Raw genomic sequence first — 19,125 nt, 5'->3', positions numbered from 1 at the left:
GGCTTTTACCTTATTAGATATGCTCAAAATTAGAGAAAAATTCTAATTTTCAGACGGCCTATCAGGCATTTCAGCCTTACCGTCCACCAATCCCGATTAACGACAGCGAGATTATCATGAGTCAACGAAGAGTAGTCATTACAGGCCTCGGCCAAGTATCACCGGTCGGCAACGACGCCGCCACCGCATGGAGCAACCTGCTCGCAGGCAAAAGCGGCATCGGCATGATTACCCGCTTTGACGCATCCGAAATCAACAGCCAAATTGCCGGCGAAGTGCGCGATTTCGACATCAGCGAATACATCAGTGCCAAAGAAGCCCGCCGCATGGATGCCTTTATCCACTACGGCTTGGCCGCCGCCCTGCAAGCCATTCGGGACGCAGGCTTGGACGATACCCCAGATTTAGACAAAGACCGCATCGGCGTAAATATCGGTTCAGGCATCGGCGGCATGCCGAGCATTGAGGCCACCGGTATTGCGGTGCAAGAAGGTGGTGCGCGCAAGATTAATCCGTTCTTTATTCCGGGCTCGCTGATTAACCTGATTTCCGGTCATGTCACCATTTTGAAGGGCTACCGCGGCCCTTCATACGGCATGGTCTCGGCGTGTACCACCGGTGCACACTCTATCGGCGATGCAGCGCGTTTGATTAAATACGGCGATGCCGACGTAATGGTAGCAGGCGGCGCGGAAGGCTCTATCAATTTATTGAGCGTTGGCGGCTTTGCGGCCATGAAGGCTTTGTCGACCCGCAATAACGACCCTACAGCAGCTTCCCGCCCGTGGGACAAAGGCCGTGACGGTTTCGTGATTGCCGAAGGTGCCGGTGTGTTGGTATTGGAAGAATTGGAACATGCCAAAAAACGCGGCGCGAAAATCTACGCCGAGATCGTCGGCTTCGGCATGAGCTCGGACGCCTACCACATCACCGCACCAAACGAAGAAGGTCCTGCTCTGGCCGTAACCCGCGCATTAAAAGATGCCGGCCTGAACGTAAGCGATGTGAATTATGTCAACGCACACGGCACTTCTACCCGTTGGGTGATGCCAATGAAACCAAAGCACTGAAACTGGCTTTGGGCGAACATGCTAAAAATGTGGTGGTGAACTCAACCAAATCCATGACCGGCCACTTGCTGGGCGCAGCCGGCGGCGTGGAAGCCGTGTACAGCATCATGGCGATTCACGATCAAAAATCGCCACCAACCATCAATTTGGAAGATCAAGACATCGAAGCAGGCTGCGATTTAGACTATTGCGCCAACGAAGCGCGCGACTTGAACATTAATGTTGCCATTTCCAACTCTTTCGGCTTCGGCGGCACCAACGGCACATTGGTATTCAAAAAATTTGAAGGTTGATTGGTTTTATTTGAAAAGCCGTCTGAACAATATTGTTCAGACGGCTTTTTTATATGGTTAAATCCCAATCAATCTACTTTATGCCGTTGATTTTGACACTCACTCCATGCCAAAACCTCTTCTAAGCCGAATAGCTCTTCCCCCATACCATCGGTAAACGTGCGCCAATCAGACAGATATTTATCTTGCAACAACGAAATCACGGGAATACCCTGCCGATGGCTTGCGCATATTCGTCAATCAAGCCGCTGTTTTCACTTTCGGCATGGCCGAATTTATTAAACACCAGAATATCGGGCGGCGTTTGCAAAGCTTCTCGGATAACTTCAGAAGAGGCCGCCAAACCACGCGGATCAAGCAGACAAGCCTCGGTGGTGCAGCCTTGGTCATACATAATGGTATACACCCTGCTATCCGTTAAAGATTGTACACGTTCACGTAATTTTTGGTTGTTTTCATCCAAAGGATTCAATAAACCCGCTACTTTTAATCCATGCCGCTGCCAATGCCCCACCGCCTGCCACAAGACTTGTAATTCGCAGGTTCCTTCACCTTGATACATCAGCACGGCAATCGGTTTCATGGTTTTATCTCCGGTTATAAACGGATAAAAGCTTATGCCAACTCTGCCTCAGTGGCAAGCTTTTCTCAAGGCCGAAACCTTTGCAGAACCTCATGGACCACCAATAAAAACCATAACAGCCGTCATTCCCGCGCAGGCGGGAAGCCATCTTAAAATTTCAGAAACTTATTTTATTCAATAGTTTGCCATGTTCAAAAATGGATGCCTGCGCGGAAATGACGCCGATTCTTGGTAAAGTGGTTTTTCAGGGAGTTTTGCAAAGGTCTCAGGCCGTCTGAATACCATATCTCATTTCCAAACGGTCAATTCCTTTACCCAAAAATAAAAAAGGATATCAGTTTCCCAACATCCTTTTCAGACGGCCTATTCGCTTAAATCACTTCTAACGTGAAATAATGGCGTAATTTTTCATACACCTTGTCCGTAACATTAATGCAACCATTAGTCATGACACGATCGGCCACCAATGGCGAAGCGATGCGCTCCATACGGCGCTCAGAAGGTTTGCCCAACCAAACGCGGTGTAATGCAAACAAGAAATCGCGCTCTTCTTTAAAACCAATCACCTCTCCGCCATAGCCCGATTTTTTCGTGGCCATGATGGTCATAGGAAAAGTACCTTTAGGCGTGGTTTTACCGATAAGCACAGGATGGCATTGTTTATCATCGGCAAAGCACAATTCGGCTTTGGCGGTATCCACAATGACCTTCTTACGCTTCATGTAATCGCTGACTGCATCGGCACTGGCAAACGTGTTTAAGCCCAACAACAAGGCCGTAGTTAACCAAAATTTTTTCAAACTATATCCTATTACTGACGGATGCGTTGCGACGTGGTTTCCACTTCGCGGATAATCACTTGCGGCTCTGCTTTAGATGCAGGCGGCGGGCAGGCAGCATCTTTAGGGAATACAGGATTCCAGTAGAAGCTGCGCGCAAATTTGTTTTTATCATAGATTACTTTGTATTGACAAGTAGTGATTCCTTCTACGCCTGAAGTGTTGTCAGGATCCACGCCTACGCCCGGGGTATAGAAATGAAACAGGTAATCCCATTCACGCACGCCAACCATCCCTTCATTGTAATGCGGGCGCCCCAAGATTTTGTAGATGTCGTCTTTGGTCAAACCTGGGCGCATTTGGTCTAATTCATCCCAAGCCGGGAACGTACCGCGGTCGTTATTGAAAGTCAATGAATACGGTTTAGGGAACACCGGGTTATCGGTGGTACCTTCCGGCGTAATATCGCTCTTGGCCGCACATGCTGCCAATAAGCCGGTTGCCAACAATGACAAACCGATTTTAACGATTTGATTAGTTTTCATAACATAATCCTTTTTGATTTCCCGAACCGCCTTTTTCAGACGGCATTAATTGATTCCGGCACTACGCTGCTGCCGCTTACTTAACAAGTGGCTACATGGCATTTTTCAATCCTGATTGCCCAAAGTGCCACATTTTCAACGTCGTCAAAAACTGACATTAATTGTCACTTTGTAACCATTTCATTCAACAATACCCCAAAACATCAGTCGCATCATTTTGATGCCGAAAATATTTTTTATTACGTATTTTACTGTTAAGTATTGTTTTATTTAAAATTTAACTACTTTATTGAAAATACCTTATTTCCTCTTAAATATAACATGCAATTCCCATGCCATATTTAAGGAAGCAAAATTTATTTTAAGCGGCTCTAGCGCAACCTTCTCAACAGCACTTTGTACGAATCATCATGCCGGCAATTGAAGCCGAATTCGGTTTCTTTTAGGGGCCGGTAAAACGTATGCTTGCTATACCGTTACATTATGCGGGTCGATACTTGGCAATACAAATTCCATGCCGACCAACCCTCGACAACCGCGCCATCCATCAGTATTGAGATGGCCTCAATCGAGCTACGACGGCCGCTAATAACCTTTTGTAGCGTTGCTTTGGAAGCAGTTAAATGCAAGGCGAAAAGTTGCAGGATTTGGCGGAATTCAGGCTCGGTAATTTTGTTGAGGCTTTGGGCGTACTTTTTCATTCCATATCAGAAATTAATCGCTATATTTGGTGATTTTGCTTCCTCAGCCTCTTGGATAATAGGCCGTCTGAAAGCTTGTTTACCAATAAAGAATGAGTAATCTTTCAGACGGCCTTTTTATTTATTTTAACTTATCATCGCGAATCCGCACAAAAGTCGCGAAGCGCGGTGTACCTTTTTGTGTAAATCCACGGTAGCGGTAGGTAATCGTTGCGCCGATGGGTGGCGGATGGTCGCGCTCGATATCTTTAAACCCGCTGCCGATCCGGAATTCACCGTACTGATTGCGGCAGCCGATGGCGCCGAGCCGGCCTTGATTTTTACCTTTGCCTTCATAATGTCGGGTAACGGTACATTCGGCATCGTGTTGGCTTTTAAGCTTTAAAAGCTGACTGCTGCGTCCGCCGGTGTAGGTTTGTTCAGGGTTGCGCAACATCACGCCTTCGCCGCCTTGGGCTTCAATATACTTGAGAAAATCGTAGGCATGTTGGGTATTTTCTACGGGATTTGTTCAATCACGGTAATGGGGGCAGTCGGGTACAGTTGCAGCCACTGTTTGGCGATATCAAGCCGCTGATAGAGGTTGCCACTGGCTTTGGGTACATCGAACACATGCAGTTTAATATTTTGCCAATCGCCCGAAGTCGAACGTACGGTAGCGGAAATTTGCTCGAACTGCCCGCGTGCGCTGAATAGTTCGCCATCCAGGGGATAAGGTGGAAAGTGGCGGGTATAATCGGCAGGCGGTGTAAACGCGTGACCTTGTCGGCTGATGAGCTGTTTGCCGTTCCAAAAGGCGCGCACACCGTCAAGCTTTTCGCTCATTGCCCAACCTTGGATATTTTGGTTTTTGTATTCTTGTGCCAGTAATAAATCGGCGGCTAACAATGGGCTTGAGATGAAAAGCGCGGCGAAAATGGGTATGATAAGTCTCATGGCTTTTATTTCCGTTTATTATAATAATTTAAGAAACTATATTGTATTACACCAATAGGCCGTCTGAAAATATATATGACGGCCGGGAAGGAATCAAATCATGGCCTTACAGGTTGAGATTATGGCGGTCACGCCTTTTCGTCAGAATTGTTCGTTGTTGTGGGATGATGAAACTCATGAAGCGGTTTTGACGGATGTGGGTGGGGATGTACCGTTTTTGTTGCAGCAGGTTGCGGAAAAAAGGCTCACCATTAAAGAAATCTGGCTCACGCACGGCCATTTGGACCATGCCGGCGGAGTGGATGAATTTGTGAAGCAATACCCTGTTCCAGTGATCGGGCCGCATAAAGAAGACGAATTTTTGTTGCAAGCCTTGCCACAAACCACGCCGCAATTTGGATTTCCTGTTTCGCCTGCGGTAGTGCCGACCCGTTGGTTGAACGAGGGCGAGACTTTAACAGTCGGCCGATATGAATTTACGGTATTGCATATTCCCGGCCACACTCCGGGGCATGTGGTGTTTTATTGCGCTTCGGAAAATCTGCTGATTGCGGGCGATGTATTGTTTTACGAGACAATCGGTCGCACAGACTTCCCGAGAGGTAATCATGAAGATTTAATTAATAATATCCGCAGTAAGCTTTTGGTATTGCCGCCTGAAACTCAAGTTGTACCCGGACACGGCAGATTGACGACTATTTCACATGAAAAACAACATAATCCGTTTCTTTAATTTCAACTTTAGTATGTTTTATGATGGACTCTGTAAAAACTCATTAATTTAATGAAATTCGCTGTTGCAAATAAAAAGGCCTCATGTAGTATGGTTATTAAATTCGCAAACATGCGTAGTTTCTACAACAAAACATTTAAGGAAATGGATATGTCTTTAGATTTAGGTAACTTGTTGCAAAGCCAAGTAGGTAATGTGTTGGGCCAGTTTTTAACAGCCAACGGCGAATCTGCTGAAAACAGCACGCAGGCAGCTGGTTTAGCAGCGCCTGCGATTATCGCCGGTTTGGTGAAACATGTAAGCGGCAATACTGCCAATGCTTCAGGTTTGTTGGATTTGATTACCGGTACAGGTGGGGCGCGTTTGAATACTGCGGTTGCCGATGTTACCACCGGTAACGGCGCAAGCAGCTTGATCGATTTGGGCAAACAATTATTGCCTAATCTATTAGGTGGCAATGCACCAAACGTAGCCGACCAAATTGCAGCAGAAAGCGGCATTTCTAAAGCATCTTCAGGTTCCCTGCTGGCATTGGCATTGCCTTTGGTATTGTCTGTGCTGCGCGGTAAAGCACAAAATGACAACCTGAGCGGTGGTCAATTGCTGGGTCTGTTAGGTCAACAACAAGGCTGGTTGTCACGCGTATTGAGCCCGAACATGTTATCAGCATTGGGCATCGGCAGTTTGAGCGGTTTATTCGGCGGCTTGACTAATGTGATTAGCGGTTTAGGTACAACCGGTGCGGCAGCTACTGCATCTGCCGCTGCGGCGGCTCCCGTAGCGGCTAAAAAAGGTGGCGCCGGTAAATGGATTGTATTAGGTTTGGCTGCCTTGGCGGCATTGTTTGCCTTCAAGAGCTGTAATAACAAACAAGAACCTGCTCCGGCACCGGTTGAAGCCAGCACCCCTGCTGCTTCAGATGTAGCAGCTCCTGCGGAAGTGTCTGCGCCAATCGAAGCATCTGCACCGGCTGTCGCCTCTGAAGTAGCGGCTCCTGCCGCTTTTGACACAACCCCTGCCGTAGCTTCCGAAACTGATCCTGTGGTACAGGAAGCCGATGCGGCGGCTCATGTATTGGTTGAAGACGGTGTGGCCAAATTCTACTTCGCGACCGGTAAAAACGACATTGCCGAAGGTGCGGATGCCATCATTGCAGACGTGATTGCAGCCGGTAAAGAAGGTAAAAAACTGGTAATCAGTGGTTTTGCCGACAGTACTGGTAACGCGGTGGCGAATGAAGAATTGTCTAAACAACGTGCCCAAGCTGTTCAAGCTTTCTTTGAAGCGCAAGGCGTGAACTCAGCCAATATTGAGTTGCGCAAACCTGAAAACACCACCGGCGCAATTGGCAATGAGCAAGAAGGCCGTCGCGTTGAAGTAAAAGTTGAAGGTTAATCCAATCAGTCATGATTTGATGAATTAAGTGAAGGCTGTCTGAACGTAAATCGTTTCAGGCAGCCTGAGACTTTTGCAAAACTTCGCATCGAATAAACAGCCGAAACTACAAAGTACAGTTTCGGCTGTTTTCATCGGTTTTAGGCTCCCTCCCCTTTCACCTTCCCGGGTTGCCTAACAAATATATCCTTCAACAGGCACACTAAACTTGTTGGCTGCCGCCAACAGGTTCAAATATATCGCTTTCAGATGGCTTTGCACTGCCACTTTCAACAAACCGAAATAGCTTGCTCGGGCTAACGGAACTTGCGGAGCAGGATGACGAGGCTTTATTCCGCTACATAGATAGCGGATTTTCGACAGCTCGTTGTTACGCTGCTTCTCTTGCGCTTAAGGGTTAGACCCTGCTGCGCCTTACGCATGATGTCGTCTGAAAGTTGTTTTCTCTGCAGATGTTCTCGGCTGGCTTTACTGTGGCAACATTTGCCAGCATAAGCGGTTTCGATGCCTTTCAGCAAGGATTTCGAAATGGTTGCATTCGTGGCATTAGCCGGGGTGATGTGCAGCTTCTCAATATAGCTGTCGGAGTCGGTGCGGGTATGTTGTTGGTAGCCGGATTTCAACTTGCCGTCTTGCTTAATCCACCGTGCATCTTGATCTTTGCTCGGGGAGGTTTCGCCGCTAGATTGCACCGTTTTTACCTACTTTGACGAGTTGGCGTTGTTTATAGCCGGTGGTTTGGATGATGGTGGCAGCATCAATAACGGCTGCTTCGCCTTTCCCGACTTTGAGCCCTTTTCGGTGAGTCGGTGGTTAAAAAGATAGACCGGTCACCGTTGTCGCGCAGATAGCGGGTTCTTCGCATAGTAAGATACTGTTCGATCGTTACCCAATCGAGAGTGCAGTCGAGTTTGATGAGCGGGAAATGGTCGAAATGTTTTTCGATGTGGTTGAGAGCGTCGGTACGTAAAAAGCTGCTCATGAAGAACATCCTCTAAATTCGACTTATAGGGAATTTAGAGGGTTTTAGAGCGCTTGGGAGGTATTACGTTACTTGGTAACCATGGTTACTTTACATAAATTTTCAGAAGGGCTTTGCCAAGGTCCCGACCAGTTTATAGGCTTTATCAGCGGGTTTTGCATTCTTGATTTGTCGGTCGTTCAAAGATATTTTTACGGTACTTTTTGAAGGTATTTTTTCAATACCGCATAAAATACCGCAAATTTATGCTTTATTCAATTAGACGGCATTAGACTATATTAGACAGAAAAATCAGGATAACCACACCAGCCAATCACACGCTAAGCCTTTATTCATCAGCATTTTCACGATTGGATTAGACGGCATTAGACGTAAAAAAACCGCCTGAATTTCAGACGGTTTTTCTTTTGATGGTGCCGACATCGAGACTTGAACTCGAACGATCTAGGATCACTACCCCTCAAGATAGCGTGTCTACCAATTCCACCATGTCGGCCGGTAATTTTTATTTACTGCTGCGCGGCGAGGCCGGAGCGGGTGCAGCAGGTGCAGTATTTATGTTACTTGATGCAGGTGCAGTTTGTGCCGGTTGGCTTTGCTGCACGGTGCTGAAGTCTAAACCATGACGTGTGGTGTTGGAATGGATATACACCATAGCCATGCAGGTGGCGAAAAATACGGTGGCCGCAATAGCAGTCGAGCGTGTCAGGAAGTTGGCATTACCTCCCGAACCGAATACGCCTTGCGCACTACCGCTACCGGAACCGAAAGTCGCACCCGCATCCGCACCTTTGCCGTGTTGCAGCAATACCAATACAATCACGGCCAATGCGGAAATGATGTTCACAATCCAAATAACGGTTTTAAAGGCTTCCATAATTCTCTACGATGCTTGCGCGGCGTCAATAATGGCAGTAAACGAGTCATAAGACAAGGATGCGCCGCCGACTAATGCGCCGTCTACATGTGGTACGGCGAAAATGTCTGCTGCGTTTTCAGCTTTCACGCTTCCGCCGTAAAGAATGCGGATTTTAACATCGTCGCCACACAAAGACAAGATTTGTTTGTGGATAAACGCATGCATGTCGGCGATTTGCTCGACGGTGGCAACTTTGCCGGTGCCGATCGCCCAAACCGGCTCGTAGGCAACGGCGATGTTTTTGGTATCTAAGCCTTGCAACACCGATAATTGATGCGCAATCACTTCCTGCTCTTGGCCGGCTTCGCGCTCTTCCAAGCTTTCGCCGACACACAATAATGGAATCAGGCCGACGTTTAATACGTTTTCCATTTTTCGGCGTTGGATTTCGTTTTTCTCGCCGAAATACAGGCTGCGCTCGGAGTGGCCGATTAACACGATGTCGGTGCCTATATCGGCCAACATTTCGGCCGATACTTCGCCGGTGTATGCGCCGTTATTCGGGAAGCGGCTCACATCTTGAGCACAGGTTAAAATGCGGTTGTTTAGCACAATCTGCATGGCGTTGTGCAGCTGCAACAGATAAACGGTCGGCGCAGCCAAGCCGATTAATACGCGCTCGGCGGTGGGCATGATACGGAAGCGGTGCATGAGTGCGTTGTTGTTTTGCAGGCGGCCGTTCATTTTCCAGTTGCCGATGACCCATTTTTGATCCCACATACCGATTTCGTGTTGCATGTTGCTTGCTCCGTCAGATTAAATCACTGTAACGAAGTGTAGTTCATATCGACATGATTAGCAATATTTCCTCTCTAGGCGGCCATTATTGCGCCTTCAATCCAAGGCCGTCTGAAACAACGTTTTCAAACGGCCTTGTTCACTGCTTGGCAGACAATTGGTTTATAATTCGGTTTTATTTTTCAGACGGCCTTTACGCATGCATTCGCTTCATCTTTCCCACACCGACAAAGCCAAGCGTTATCAAGAATTGCTGCCGCAAATCGAGAGCGTCATCAGCGGCGAGACCAATCTGATCGCAAACTTGGCCAACACCGCCGCCATCTTAAAAGAAGCATTCGGCTGGTTTTGGGTTGGCTTTTATTTGGTCGAACAAGAAAACCAAGAATTGGTATTAGCACCATTCCAAGGGCCATTGGCTTGCACGCGGATTCCTTACGGGCGCGGCGTGTGCGGTCAGGCTTGGTCGCGCGGTGAAACCATTGTAGTCGAAGACGTGAACCAACACCCCGACCACATCGCTTGCTCATCCTTATCGCAATCGGAAATTGTGGTACCGCTGTTTGATTCAGACGGCCACTGCTATGGCGTATTGGATGTCGATGATGACAAACTGGCGCAGTTTGATGGCACCGATGCCTGCTATTTAAATGAATTGGCCGATATACTCAGCCGCCATGCAATGAAATAGGCCGTCTGAAATCTGGTAAGCCAGCCAATTCGATTCTATAATAACGGTTTTCCCGATAACACCCGCCACGGAGCAGCATCATGGACTTTGACAAAGCGCGTTTCAATATGGTCGAACAACAAATCCGCCCTTGGGACGTGTTGGATTTTAATGTGCTCGATGCCCTGATGGCCATTCCGCGCGAACGTTTTGTTGCCGGAAGCCAGCAAGGTTTGGCGTATTCCGACACCGAATTGCCGCTGCCCAACGGCCACAAAATGCTGGAGCCGAAAGTCGTGGCGCGGTTAGTGCAGGGTTTGAAATTAAACAAACAAGACAAAGTGTTGGAAATCGGCACCGGCTCAGGCTATGCCACCGCATTGTTGGCGGAATTGGCCGGCGAAGTGGTTTCAGACGACCTCGATATCGAGCAGCAAAACCGCGCTAAAACCGTATTGGACGATCTGGGTTATCAAAATATTTACTACGCACAAAACGACGGTTTGGTCGAACACACCGAAGGCGCCCCCTTCGATGCGATTTACGTTGGTGGCGGCGTGCATGGTGTGCCCGAAATCTTAAAAGCGCAATTGAAAGACGGCGGCCGCATGGTTGTCGTGGTCGGAGACAAACCGGTACAACGCGCCCTGCTCATTAACCGCAATAGCAACGAATTCAGCCAAAGCGTGTTGTTCGATACCCTCATCGCCCATCTCAACGACAAAAGCAACCAACCTTTCGGCAACTTTGATTTTTAAAGATTGCACCCATATCCAATTAAGGTACTGCCGAATAATTTGCTTCGGCCACGCCCAAAGAAAGGCCGTCTGAAACATTTCCTTTCAGACGGCCTGTTTTACTCTTGATAAACATATAAGCTAAAGGCCGAATAATGACGATTCCGCAACTTTCCGTGATTGAATTCAAAAAATGGCAAGATGAAGGCTGCGAATTTCATTTGCTCGATGTACGCACCGATGACGAAGTCGAAATCTGCGCCCTGCCCAACGCCATTCACATCCCGATGAACCTGATTCCATTGCGCCACAACGAGTTACCCGACGACGGCCTGCCGATTGTGGTGTATTGCCATCACGGCATCCGCAGCCTGCACACTGCGCTTTACTTGGCCGACATGGGATTCGAATCATTGTATAACCTGCAAGGCGGCATAGACGAATGGGCGCTGCAAGTGGATGCGAATGTTGCTCGTTATTAAAAACCTAAAGTACAAAAGGTTATTTTGTTTTGCTCTTCAACCAAACACACGATAAGATTAAGCCATAATTTTAAAGATAAAATTTTATCTAAACACGACCAGATAACTAAACCGAAATAACTAGAAATTCATCATGCTTACCGACCCATTCGGCCGTACCGTCGACTACTTACGGATATCCGTGACCGACCGCTGCGACCTACGCTGCACTTATTGCCTGCCCAAAGGCTTCAAAGGTTTTTCCATTCCCAAAGAATGGCTGACCATTGAAGAGCTTGGCCGCGTAGCTGCCGCGTTCGCCCGTCTCGGTACCAAACGCTTCCGCCTGACCGGTGGCGAACCCCTGTTACGCAAAGGTTTGGTCGATTTGGCCGCCGAAATCAACCGCCAGTCCGGTGTCGAAGACATTTCGCTCACCACCAACGGCACCCAACTTGACAAACATGCCCATGCCCTGCGCCAAGCCGGTGTACGCCGTTTAAACATCAGCCTCGACAGCCTGCGTCGCGACTGTGTCACCAACATCACCGGCAGCGACTGTCTGCCACAAGTACTCGACGGCATCAAAGCTGCCAAAGAAGCCGGATTCGAGCGCATCAAAATCAATATGGTGCCGCTCAAAGGCGTCAACGACATGGATTTGGACGAAATGGTCGCCTTCTGTATGGAACACGGCTTCATCTTGAATCTTATCGAAGCCATGCCGATGGGCACCACCGGCCAAGCCCACGCCAAAGTGAGCCTGCAACCGGTATTGGAAGAATTGCGCCAAAAGTTCGACTTAAGCCCGTTTGAAGGAAAATCGGCGGCGGTCCGGCGCGCTACTGGCAAAGCGAAAACAACGGTTTCACTCTCGGCTTGATTACCCCGATGAGCCAACACTTCTGCGCCACCTGCAACCGCGTGCGCCTGTCCGCCACCGGCAACATCCACCTCTGCCTCGGCCAAGAAGACAAAGCCCCATTACGCGACCTGCTGCGCGATAATTGCAGCGATGCCGAACTCGACCAAGCCATCCGCGATGCGATTGCGATGAAGCCGGAAAAACACGAATTCGTAGAAAATCCGAAGAAGATTATTCGAGTAATGGCGTTAACCGGAGGTTAAGCGCTAACTTTGTTTGCTTTATGAAAAGGCCGTCTGGACATTTATGTTTCAGACGGCTTTTTATTATTTACCACTCACAATCAATCAAACAAATCGCCCAATTTATCTAAAAACGATTTTTTGCGCGGGTTTGGCTGCGGTCGAGCCCGGTAGAAATGCTTTCAAATTCTTCCAGCAATTCTTTTTGGCGGTCAGTCAGGTTGACCGGTGTTTCCACCACCACATGGCAATATAAATCGCCGGTGGCGCTGGAGCGCAGTGATTTGATGCCTTTACCTTTCACGCGCATGCGGCGGCCGTTTTGAGTTTCTTTCGGGATATTGAGTTTGACCTTGCCATCCAAAGTCGGCACTTCCACATCACCACCCAACGCGGCCACGGCAAAGCTGATTGGCAGCTCGCAATGCAGATCCAAGCCGTTGCGCTCGAAGATTTTGTGTTCTTTCACATGCACATTGACGTACAAATCGCCGGCCGGTGCGCCGTGCTGACCCGGTTCGCCTTCGCCGCTCAAGCGGATGCGTTGACCGTCGTCGATGCCTGCCGGAATGTTGACTTCAACAGTTTTACTGGTTTTGGTGCGGCCTTCGCCACGGCATTTCACACAAGGATCTTTGATTTCTTTACCGGTGCCGTGACAGGTCGGACAGGTTTGCTGCATTTGGAAAATCGCTTGACGGATATGCACTGTACCCGAGCCGTGACAGGTCGAACAGGTGCTGGCCGAGGTGCCCGGTTTGGCACCGCTGCCGTGACACACGCCGCATTCTTCGTAAGTCGGAATATTGATGCGTTTTTTCAAACCTTTGGCCGCTTCCTCCAAGGTGATTTCGACACCGACCTGCAAGTCCGCGCCCTGATAATTCGGCTGACGGCCGCCACCCGTGGCTCCGCCGAACATTTGACTGAAAATATCGCTGAAGTCAAAGCCTTGGGCACCGCCAAAGCCGCCACCGAATCCGCCGCCAAAACCACCTGCGCCGCCGCCCATGCCTTGCTCGAAAGCGGCATGGCCGTATTGGTCGTACATGGTGCGTTTTTCTTTGTCGGAAAGGGTATCGTAGGCTTTTTGGATTTGTTTGAATTTCTCTTCCGCTTCTTTATTGTCGGGATTACGGTCGGGATGGTATTTCATCGCCAATTTGCGGTAGGCTTTTTTGATGTCGTCTTCACTCGCGCTGCGGGCAACGCCGAGGGTTTCGTAAAAGTCTTGATTGCTCATGTTCGTAGTGGAATAGATCTAGGTGTTAAAACTGGTGTGCAGATATGGGCAGTGATGAGAATCTCAAGGGGACAAAGCGAAATAAAAGGCCGTCTGAAAAAAGAATATTTTTTCAAATAACCTTCTTATGAAATAATCATTTTTAGAGAAACCTGCCCTATCCGCTGGGCGCAACCGAACAAAGCAGGATTTTGGCAGAATAAAAGGCTCGGTGTTTGAGCCGCCCTAAGCGGCGAGTTCGAACCTGCTGCCAACATGCTGTGTGAGTGGGAAGTTCGCCCTTACAGGCGAACCTGCAACCGCGGCCGCCTTTCTTTTGCCTACTTTTAGCTTCGCAGAAAACAATAATCTAACTCTAAAAACTATCTGAAAAAATATTTCCTAGAAAATTTTCAGACGGCCTGTTCATGATATTTATTTCCTATGCAAACAGATTCCGCAAATTGCCGACAATCCGTCAGTAAACTGCTATAATCCCTCGCTAATTTTTCACTTTTTTCAGCGTAAAGCAGACGAATCATGCAAGAACAATACCAACCGTCCGCCATCGAGCCGGCGGCACAAGCAAAATGGGACGAAGCCCGTATTTTCAATGTATCGGAAGATACGTCCAAACCGAAATACTACTGCCTGTCGATGTTCCCCTACCCGAGCGGCAAGCTGCACATGGGGCACGTGCGCAATTACACCATCGGCGACGTATTGAGCCGTTTCAAATTGCTCAACGGTTTCAACGTGATGCAGCCGATGGGTTGGGATGCGTTCGGCATGCCGGCGGAAAATGCGGCGATGAAAAACAACGTCGCCCCTGCCGCGTGGACATATGACAACATCGAATACATGAAAACCCAGCTCAAAAGCTTGGGTTTTGCCATCGACTGGGATCGTGAACTGGCCACCTGCACGCCGGAATACTACCGCTGGGAGCAATGGCTGTTTACCAAATTGTTTGAAAAAGGCATTGTTTACCGCAAAAACGGCACGGTCAACTGGGATCCCGCCGACCAAACCGTATTGGCCAACGAGCAAGTCATCGATGGTCGCGGCTGGCGTTCGGGTGCAGTAATTGAGAAGCGCGAAATCCCGATGTATTACTTCAAAATCACCGATTACGCCGAAGAGCTGCTGGCCGATTTGGACAAACTCGACCACTGGCCGGAGCAAGTCAAAACCATGCAGCGCAACTGGATCGGCAAATCACGCGGCATGACCGTGCGTTTCCCTGTGTCCGATAACAGCAAACAAGGCCTGGAAGGCGATTACGCCAATTATCTACAGGTGTACACCACCCGCCCGGACACCTTGATGGGCGCAACTTATGTGGCCGTGGCCGCCGAGCATCCATTGGCTACCGCCGCCGCTGCCGATGTGCCGCAATTGCAAGAATTTATTGCCGAATGCAAAGCCGGTTCGGTTGCCGAAGCCGATATGGCGACCATGGAAAAACGCGGCATGCCGACCGGCCGCTACGTGATCAATCCGCTCAACGGCGAAGAATTGGAAGTGTGGATTGCCAACTATGTGTTGTGGGGCTATGGCGACGGCGCGGTGATGGCCGTGCCTGCGCATGACGAACGCGATTTTGAATTTGCCAACAAATACAGCCTGCCGATTAAACAAGTGCTGCAGCGTATTACTATTGGTCTTTCTCCTGAACAAGAGGAAGCCTTTGGATTTGGCGGAGGTTCCGGTGCTGGTGCTGGCTCTGGAGACGGTAGTGGATCATCTGATAGAGATTTACCATTCATATCCCATCAATGGCAAGATTGGTATGCGGCTAAAGATGAATTCATGATTTTGATCAACAGCGGAGAATTCAACGGCTTAGACTTTCAGACGGCCTTCGACAAAATCGGCGAGAAACTGCAAAGCCTGCAACTGGGTGAACCGAAAACCCAATACCGCCTGCGCGACTGGGGCATTTCGCGCCAACGCTACTGGGGCTGCCCGATTCCGATTGTGCATTGCGAAAGCTGCGGCGATGTGCCGGTACCGGCTGATCAACTGCCTGTGGTCTTGCCGGAAAACGTCGTGCCCGACGGCATGGGTTCACCTTTGGCAAAAATGCCCGAATTCTACGAAACCACTTGCCCGCATTGCGGCGGTGCGGCCAAACGCGAAACCGACACCATGGATACCTTCATGGAATCGAGCTGGTATTTCTTCCGCTACATGTCGCCTCAATTTTCAGACGGCATGGTCAGCACCGAAGCTGCGCAATATTGGGGCGCGGTTGACCAATACATCGGCGGCATCGAACACGCCATTTTGCACCTTTTGTACGCGCGCTTCTTCACCAAACTGATGCGCGACGAAAGCTTGGTGAATGTTGACGAGCCGTTCGAGCGTTTGCTGACCCAAGGCATGGTTGTGTGCGAAACCTATTTCCGCGAAGGCGCCAGCGGCGGCAAAGAGTGGATTAATCCGGCCGATGTCGAAGTCCAAACCGACGAAAAAGGCCGCCCTATTTCCGCCACGCTCAAGGCTGACGGCCTGCCGGTGCAAATCGCCGGCGTGGAAAAAATGTCGAAATCGAAAAACAACGGCGTTGACCCGCAAGCCCTGATTGAAGCCTACGGCGCCGACACTGCCCGTCTCTTTATGATGTTTGCCGCCCCGCCGGAGCAATCTTTGGAATGGAGCGACAGCGGTGTGGAAGGCGCGCACCGCTTCCTGCGCCGACTGTGGCGCACCGTGTTCGACTTCCGCAAACAAGGCGGCACCATAGCTGCATTCTCAGGCGACCAAGAGAGCTTGAGCAAAGAACTGAAAGAATTGCGCCACAAATTGCACAGCACCATCGCCAAAGTCAGCGACGATTACGGCCGCCGCCAGCAGTTCAACACCGCCATCGCCGCCGTGATGGAATTGCTCAACCAGTTTGACAAAACCGACACCAGCAGCGAACAAGGCCGCGCCGTGGCACAAGAAGTGCTCGAAGCCGTCACACGCCTGTTGTGGCCGATTGTGCCGCACATCTGCGAAGCTTTGTGGGCAGAACTCAACCGCACCCAACTGTGGGATGCCGCGTGGCCGCAAGTCGATGAAGCCGCTTTGGTGAAATCGGAAATCGAGATTATGGTTCAGGTCAACGGCAAACTGCGCGGCAAAATCACCGTGGCCGCCGATGCGCCGAAAGAGCAAATCGAAGCCGCCGCACTAGCCAGCGAAGGCGCGGTGAAATTCATGGACGGCAAAGCACCGAAGAAAGTGATTGTGGTGCCGGGCCGTTTGGTGAATATCGTCGTGTAAACATCGTGGTATAACACCCGAATCGGGCAAAGCCGTCTGAAAACTTTGAACTGTCCCCAATACTTGGACAAGTTAAGAATCTTTCTCAAACAGCCTTTTCAAGCTGGGTTCTGTAGCCGACAGGACTCAGCTTTTTTAAGTTTAAACTATCCGTTCATGATTGTAGTAATGTATGTAATCATCTATAGCAAATAAACTTATTTATCGATACACGCCTGAAACAGCCAATCCACATCCGCCATTCTCAGCCGATTCCCAACACCTTTAATCCAAGCCCGCTTTTTCTCTATCTGATTCAGATCGGGACTATAGGGCGGAAGCCATAACACGGTATGCCCCTTTTCCTTCAGCAAGGCTTCTGCCTTACCCTTATGAAACGCCGCATTATCCATCACCGCCACACTGTTTTGCGGCAGCTCCGGAATCAAAACCCGCTCCGCCCAAGCATCAAATATCCGGCGGTCAATACTGCAACCAAACAGCCCGACGGCAAACAGTTTGCCGTGAAATAACGCTCCAACGGCATTGGTCTGATGATGCCCCTGCCAATCATGAAGCGCATAACAACGCCGGCTTTTTGGCGCATAAGCGTAAGGCCGGTAACAGGATTTTCCGAATTTGCTCCCATCTGAACAAACAACCGGACGGTTACGGAGGATGTAGCGGTGCAGTAACTTCAGGAAGTTTTTTCTGAGCCTTCTGCCGGCTTTCGGGTGGCGGTTGGTCTTTTTTTTGCAGCTGATGCCGTATCGCTTTAATGCTTTGTGTATGGCGGTATGGGAACAGCCAAAGCGTTGCGCTCTTTCACAGCAATAGGCATCAGGATAACGTCCGACATCTTCGAGCAGTGCCTGGGCGCTGGTTTTGCGGGTTTTCCGTTGCTTTGGAGGGGCTTGGGGAGCCGGAGGGCGTCTCCAAAGCGTGATGGTGGAGAATGGCGGTGCCGGATTCTTTTGCGGTTCTGCGAATCGTCCATCCTTGACGGAGTTTTTTGAGTACGGGTTGTTTGAAGTCTTCTGAATAGGCCATGGGGGAATTGTATCGGAGAATATGTTTATTTGCTATATTACCACTGTCAGCTCCGCCACCGACAGCGCACCTTCCTGATAGAAACCCTCCGTTTTCAGTGTACCGAAGAAACGCTCCATCGGCGCATTGTCCCGGCGTGCCTTTGCGCGACATACTTTGCACCATCCCTTTCTCAGCCAATTTCGTTCGATAAGCCTCGGTGCGGCAAAGCACACCTTGGCCGGAATGCAGCAGCGGCGTTTGGCCTTTCAGACGGCCGAATGCTTGGTCCAACATTTGCGCCACCATTTCACCGTTTGCTCTGCGGCCTAAAGAATAGGCCGCAATCTCCCGGTTAAACACATCGGAGACCTTTGCAAAACCGCCATCTGCAGCGCATTTCTGCGTTGTGCGCTGCCCGCTCGCCTGCCTATCGTGTGATATGTCTGCACCCGCTGCGCTGCTGCGCCTTGAACTGAATCCGCATCCGGCGGTTTTGCAAAGGCCTCATCCAATATCGGCGATAAGTACAGCTTCCCGTTTGTGCATTTGAACTCCGCCACATCGGTCAGCCATTTGCCTGCCGGTTTGCCGGCAGTAAACTCACGATTGAGAATACTGTCCGAAGCCTCTCCTATTGCTTGCGGACGGTAGGCTTTTTTACTGCGGACTTTGGCTTTCAGTCCCAACAAACCCATAATGCGCCGCACTTTCTTTTTGTTCCGCGACAATACGGCGGCAATCCGCCGATGACCGTAACGGCCTTTGTGCCGGCGACAGACTTCACCCACGGCGGTTTTGGCCGCTGCATCGGGACCGGCTTTGCCGATATGGTAATGAAAGCTGCTTTTGGGAATACCGGCACTGTGCGGCAGATATTTCAGCGGGTGTTCCGCCCCCAACGTTTGAACGGTTTCGCAGCTTTGGCGGCGTTCTTTTCGTTGAGGGCTTTCATGTGCTTTAGGTAGCCGTT

General features: G+C 49.8%; 14 protein-coding genes, 1 tRNA gene and 9 pseudogenes. 9 read left to right on the top strand and 15 right to left on the bottom strand.

Annotated features, from left to right (window positions below):
- Nucleotides 1-116: 116 nt before the first annotated feature.
- Nucleotides 117-1,363: pseudogene (gene fabF / locus CGZ65_RS01910) on the top strand (beta-ketoacyl-ACP synthase II).
- Between the two features lie 68 nt (nt 1,364-1,431).
- Here the strand turns inward: fabF and CGZ65_RS01905 are convergent.
- The 6 genes and pseudogenes from CGZ65_RS01905 to CGZ65_RS01885 form a co-directional block, all read right to left on the bottom strand.
- Nucleotides 1,432-1,925: pseudogene (locus CGZ65_RS01905) on the bottom strand (DUF2478 domain-containing protein).
- Nucleotides 1,926-2,317: 392 nt separating this feature from the next.
- Nucleotides 2,318-2,668, bottom strand: a complete 351-nt coding sequence (locus CGZ65_RS01900; RefSeq protein ID WP_232507568.1) for a murein L,D-transpeptidase — start codon at nt 2,666-2,668, stop codon at nt 2,318-2,320.
- Nucleotides 2,669-2,757: 89 nt separating this feature from the next.
- The gene (locus tag CGZ65_RS01895) at nt 2,758-3,270 is read right to left on the bottom strand and encodes an outer membrane protein assembly factor BamE (RefSeq protein ID WP_096294602.1); all 513 of its coding nucleotides are present in this window, start codon (nt 3,268-3,270) and stop codon (nt 2,758-2,760) included.
- A gap of 371 nt (nt 3,271-3,641) precedes the next feature.
- Nucleotides 3,642-3,737, bottom strand: a pseudogene (locus CGZ65_RS15025) (IS1595 family transposase); the annotation flags it as partial.
- 9 nt (nt 3,738-3,746) lie between these two features.
- A complete protein-coding gene (locus tag CGZ65_RS01890; protein ID WP_096294601.1) occupies nt 3,747-3,971 on the bottom strand; it encodes a hypothetical protein in 225 nt (74 codons plus the stop codon).
- 121 nt (nt 3,972-4,092) lie between these two features.
- Nucleotides 4,093-4,907: pseudogene (locus CGZ65_RS01885) on the bottom strand (DNA ligase).
- A 100-nt stretch (nt 4,908-5,007) separates the two neighbouring features.
- On the opposite strand from CGZ65_RS01885, the gene CGZ65_RS01880 reads away from it, so the two are divergent.
- Both CGZ65_RS01880 and CGZ65_RS01875 read left to right on the top strand, forming a co-directional pair.
- Complete coding sequence (locus CGZ65_RS01880) at nt 5,008-5,640, top strand: MBL fold metallo-hydrolase (RefSeq protein ID WP_096294600.1); 633 nt, start codon at nt 5,008-5,010, stop codon at nt 5,638-5,640.
- Nucleotides 5,641-5,790: 150 nt separating this feature from the next.
- Complete coding sequence (locus tag CGZ65_RS01875; RefSeq protein WP_096296062.1) at nt 5,791-7,035, top strand: OmpA family protein; 1,245 nt, start codon at nt 5,791-5,793, stop codon at nt 7,033-7,035.
- A gap of 174 nt (nt 7,036-7,209) precedes the next feature.
- Here the strand turns inward: CGZ65_RS01875 and CGZ65_RS01870 are convergent.
- The 4 genes and pseudogenes from CGZ65_RS01870 to tpiA all read right to left on the bottom strand — a co-directional run bounded on the left by CGZ65_RS01870 (nt 7,210) and on the right by tpiA (nt 9,674).
- Nucleotides 7,210-8,017, bottom strand: a pseudogene (locus tag CGZ65_RS01870) (transposase).
- Nucleotides 8,018-8,428: 411 nt separating this feature from the next.
- Nucleotides 8,429-8,513 (bottom strand) — tRNA-His (locus tag CGZ65_RS01865).
- A 9-nt stretch (nt 8,514-8,522) separates the two neighbouring features.
- A complete protein-coding gene (gene secG / locus CGZ65_RS01860; RefSeq protein ID WP_096294599.1) occupies nt 8,523-8,894 on the bottom strand; it encodes a preprotein translocase subunit SecG in 372 nt (123 codons plus the stop codon).
- 6 nt (nt 8,895-8,900) lie between these two features.
- Nucleotides 8,901-9,674: a triose-phosphate isomerase gene (tpiA, locus tag CGZ65_RS01855; RefSeq protein ID WP_095502254.1), complete on the bottom strand. Its 774-nt coding sequence runs from the start codon at nt 9,672-9,674 to the stop codon at nt 8,901-8,903.
- A 199-nt stretch (nt 9,675-9,873) separates the two neighbouring features.
- Here tpiA and CGZ65_RS01850 point away from each other — a divergent pair, with 199 nt between their 5' ends.
- From CGZ65_RS01850 to moaA, 4 genes and pseudogenes are all read left to right on the top strand, one after another.
- Nucleotides 9,874-10,365, top strand: coding sequence for a GAF domain-containing protein (locus CGZ65_RS01850; protein WP_096294598.1), 492 nt, complete (start codon nt 9,874-9,876; stop codon nt 10,363-10,365).
- A gap of 80 nt (nt 10,366-10,445) precedes the next feature.
- Complete coding sequence (locus CGZ65_RS01845; RefSeq protein ID WP_096294597.1) at nt 10,446-11,102, top strand: protein-L-isoaspartate O-methyltransferase family protein; 657 nt, start codon at nt 10,446-10,448, stop codon at nt 11,100-11,102.
- Nucleotides 11,103-11,236: 134 nt separating this feature from the next.
- Nucleotides 11,237-11,563 carry a rhodanese-like domain-containing protein gene (locus CGZ65_RS01840; protein WP_096294596.1) on the top strand — a complete coding sequence of 109 codons (327 nt, stop codon included), beginning with the start codon at nt 11,237-11,239 and terminating at the stop codon, nt 11,561-11,563.
- Between the two features lie 133 nt (nt 11,564-11,696).
- Nucleotides 11,697-12,670: pseudogene (gene moaA / locus CGZ65_RS01835) on the top strand (GTP 3',8-cyclase MoaA).
- 80 nt (nt 12,671-12,750) lie between these two features.
- Here the strand turns inward: moaA and dnaJ are convergent.
- Nucleotides 12,751-13,892, bottom strand: a pseudogene (gene dnaJ, locus CGZ65_RS01830) (molecular chaperone DnaJ).
- Between the two features lie 519 nt (nt 13,893-14,411).
- Here dnaJ and leuS point away from each other — a divergent pair.
- Complete coding sequence (gene leuS / locus CGZ65_RS01825) at nt 14,412-17,144, top strand: leucine--tRNA ligase (protein ID WP_096294595.1); 2,733 nt, start codon at nt 14,412-14,414, stop codon at nt 17,142-17,144.
- Between the two features lie 141 nt (nt 17,145-17,285).
- Here the strand turns inward: leuS and CGZ65_RS15020 are convergent, their stop codons facing one another.
- From CGZ65_RS15020 to CGZ65_RS01815, 3 genes are read right to left on the bottom strand one after another with little or no spacing between them, the layout of a single operon-like run.
- Complete coding sequence (locus CGZ65_RS15020) at nt 17,286-17,345, bottom strand: IS3 family transposase (protein WP_123804297.1); 60 nt, start codon at nt 17,343-17,345, stop codon at nt 17,286-17,288.
- Nucleotides 17,342-17,992: a transposase gene (locus tag CGZ65_RS13130; RefSeq protein WP_415906972.1), complete on the bottom strand. Its 651-nt coding sequence runs from the start codon at nt 17,990-17,992 to the stop codon at nt 17,342-17,344. The genes CGZ65_RS15020 and CGZ65_RS13130 overlap by 4 nt, the downstream gene beginning before the upstream one ends.
- A complete protein-coding gene (locus tag CGZ65_RS01815) occupies nt 17,964-18,515 on the bottom strand; it encodes a hypothetical protein (protein WP_157742681.1) in 552 nt (183 codons plus the stop codon). The genes CGZ65_RS13130 and CGZ65_RS01815 overlap by 29 nt, the downstream gene beginning before the upstream one ends.
- 11 nt (nt 18,516-18,526) lie before the next feature.
- On the opposite strand from CGZ65_RS01815, the pseudogene CGZ65_RS13655 reads away from it, so the two are divergent.
- Nucleotides 18,527-18,705 (top strand): annotated as a pseudogene (locus CGZ65_RS13655) (lipoprotein signal peptidase).
- A gap of 115 nt (nt 18,706-18,820) precedes the next feature.
- Here CGZ65_RS13655 and CGZ65_RS14535 read toward each other — a convergent pair.
- Nucleotides 18,821-18,943: pseudogene (locus tag CGZ65_RS14535) on the bottom strand (IS3 family transposase); the annotation flags it as partial.
- Nucleotides 18,944-19,125: the final 182 nt, after the last annotated feature.

Source organism: Neisseria weixii (genome assembly GCF_002327085.1).
Classification (GTDB): domain Bacteria; phylum Pseudomonadota; class Gammaproteobacteria; order Burkholderiales; family Neisseriaceae; genus Neisseria; species Neisseria weixii.
The sequence above is the reverse complement of the archived record's forward strand: the minus strand, read 5'-3'. Positions and strand labels throughout refer to the sequence as shown.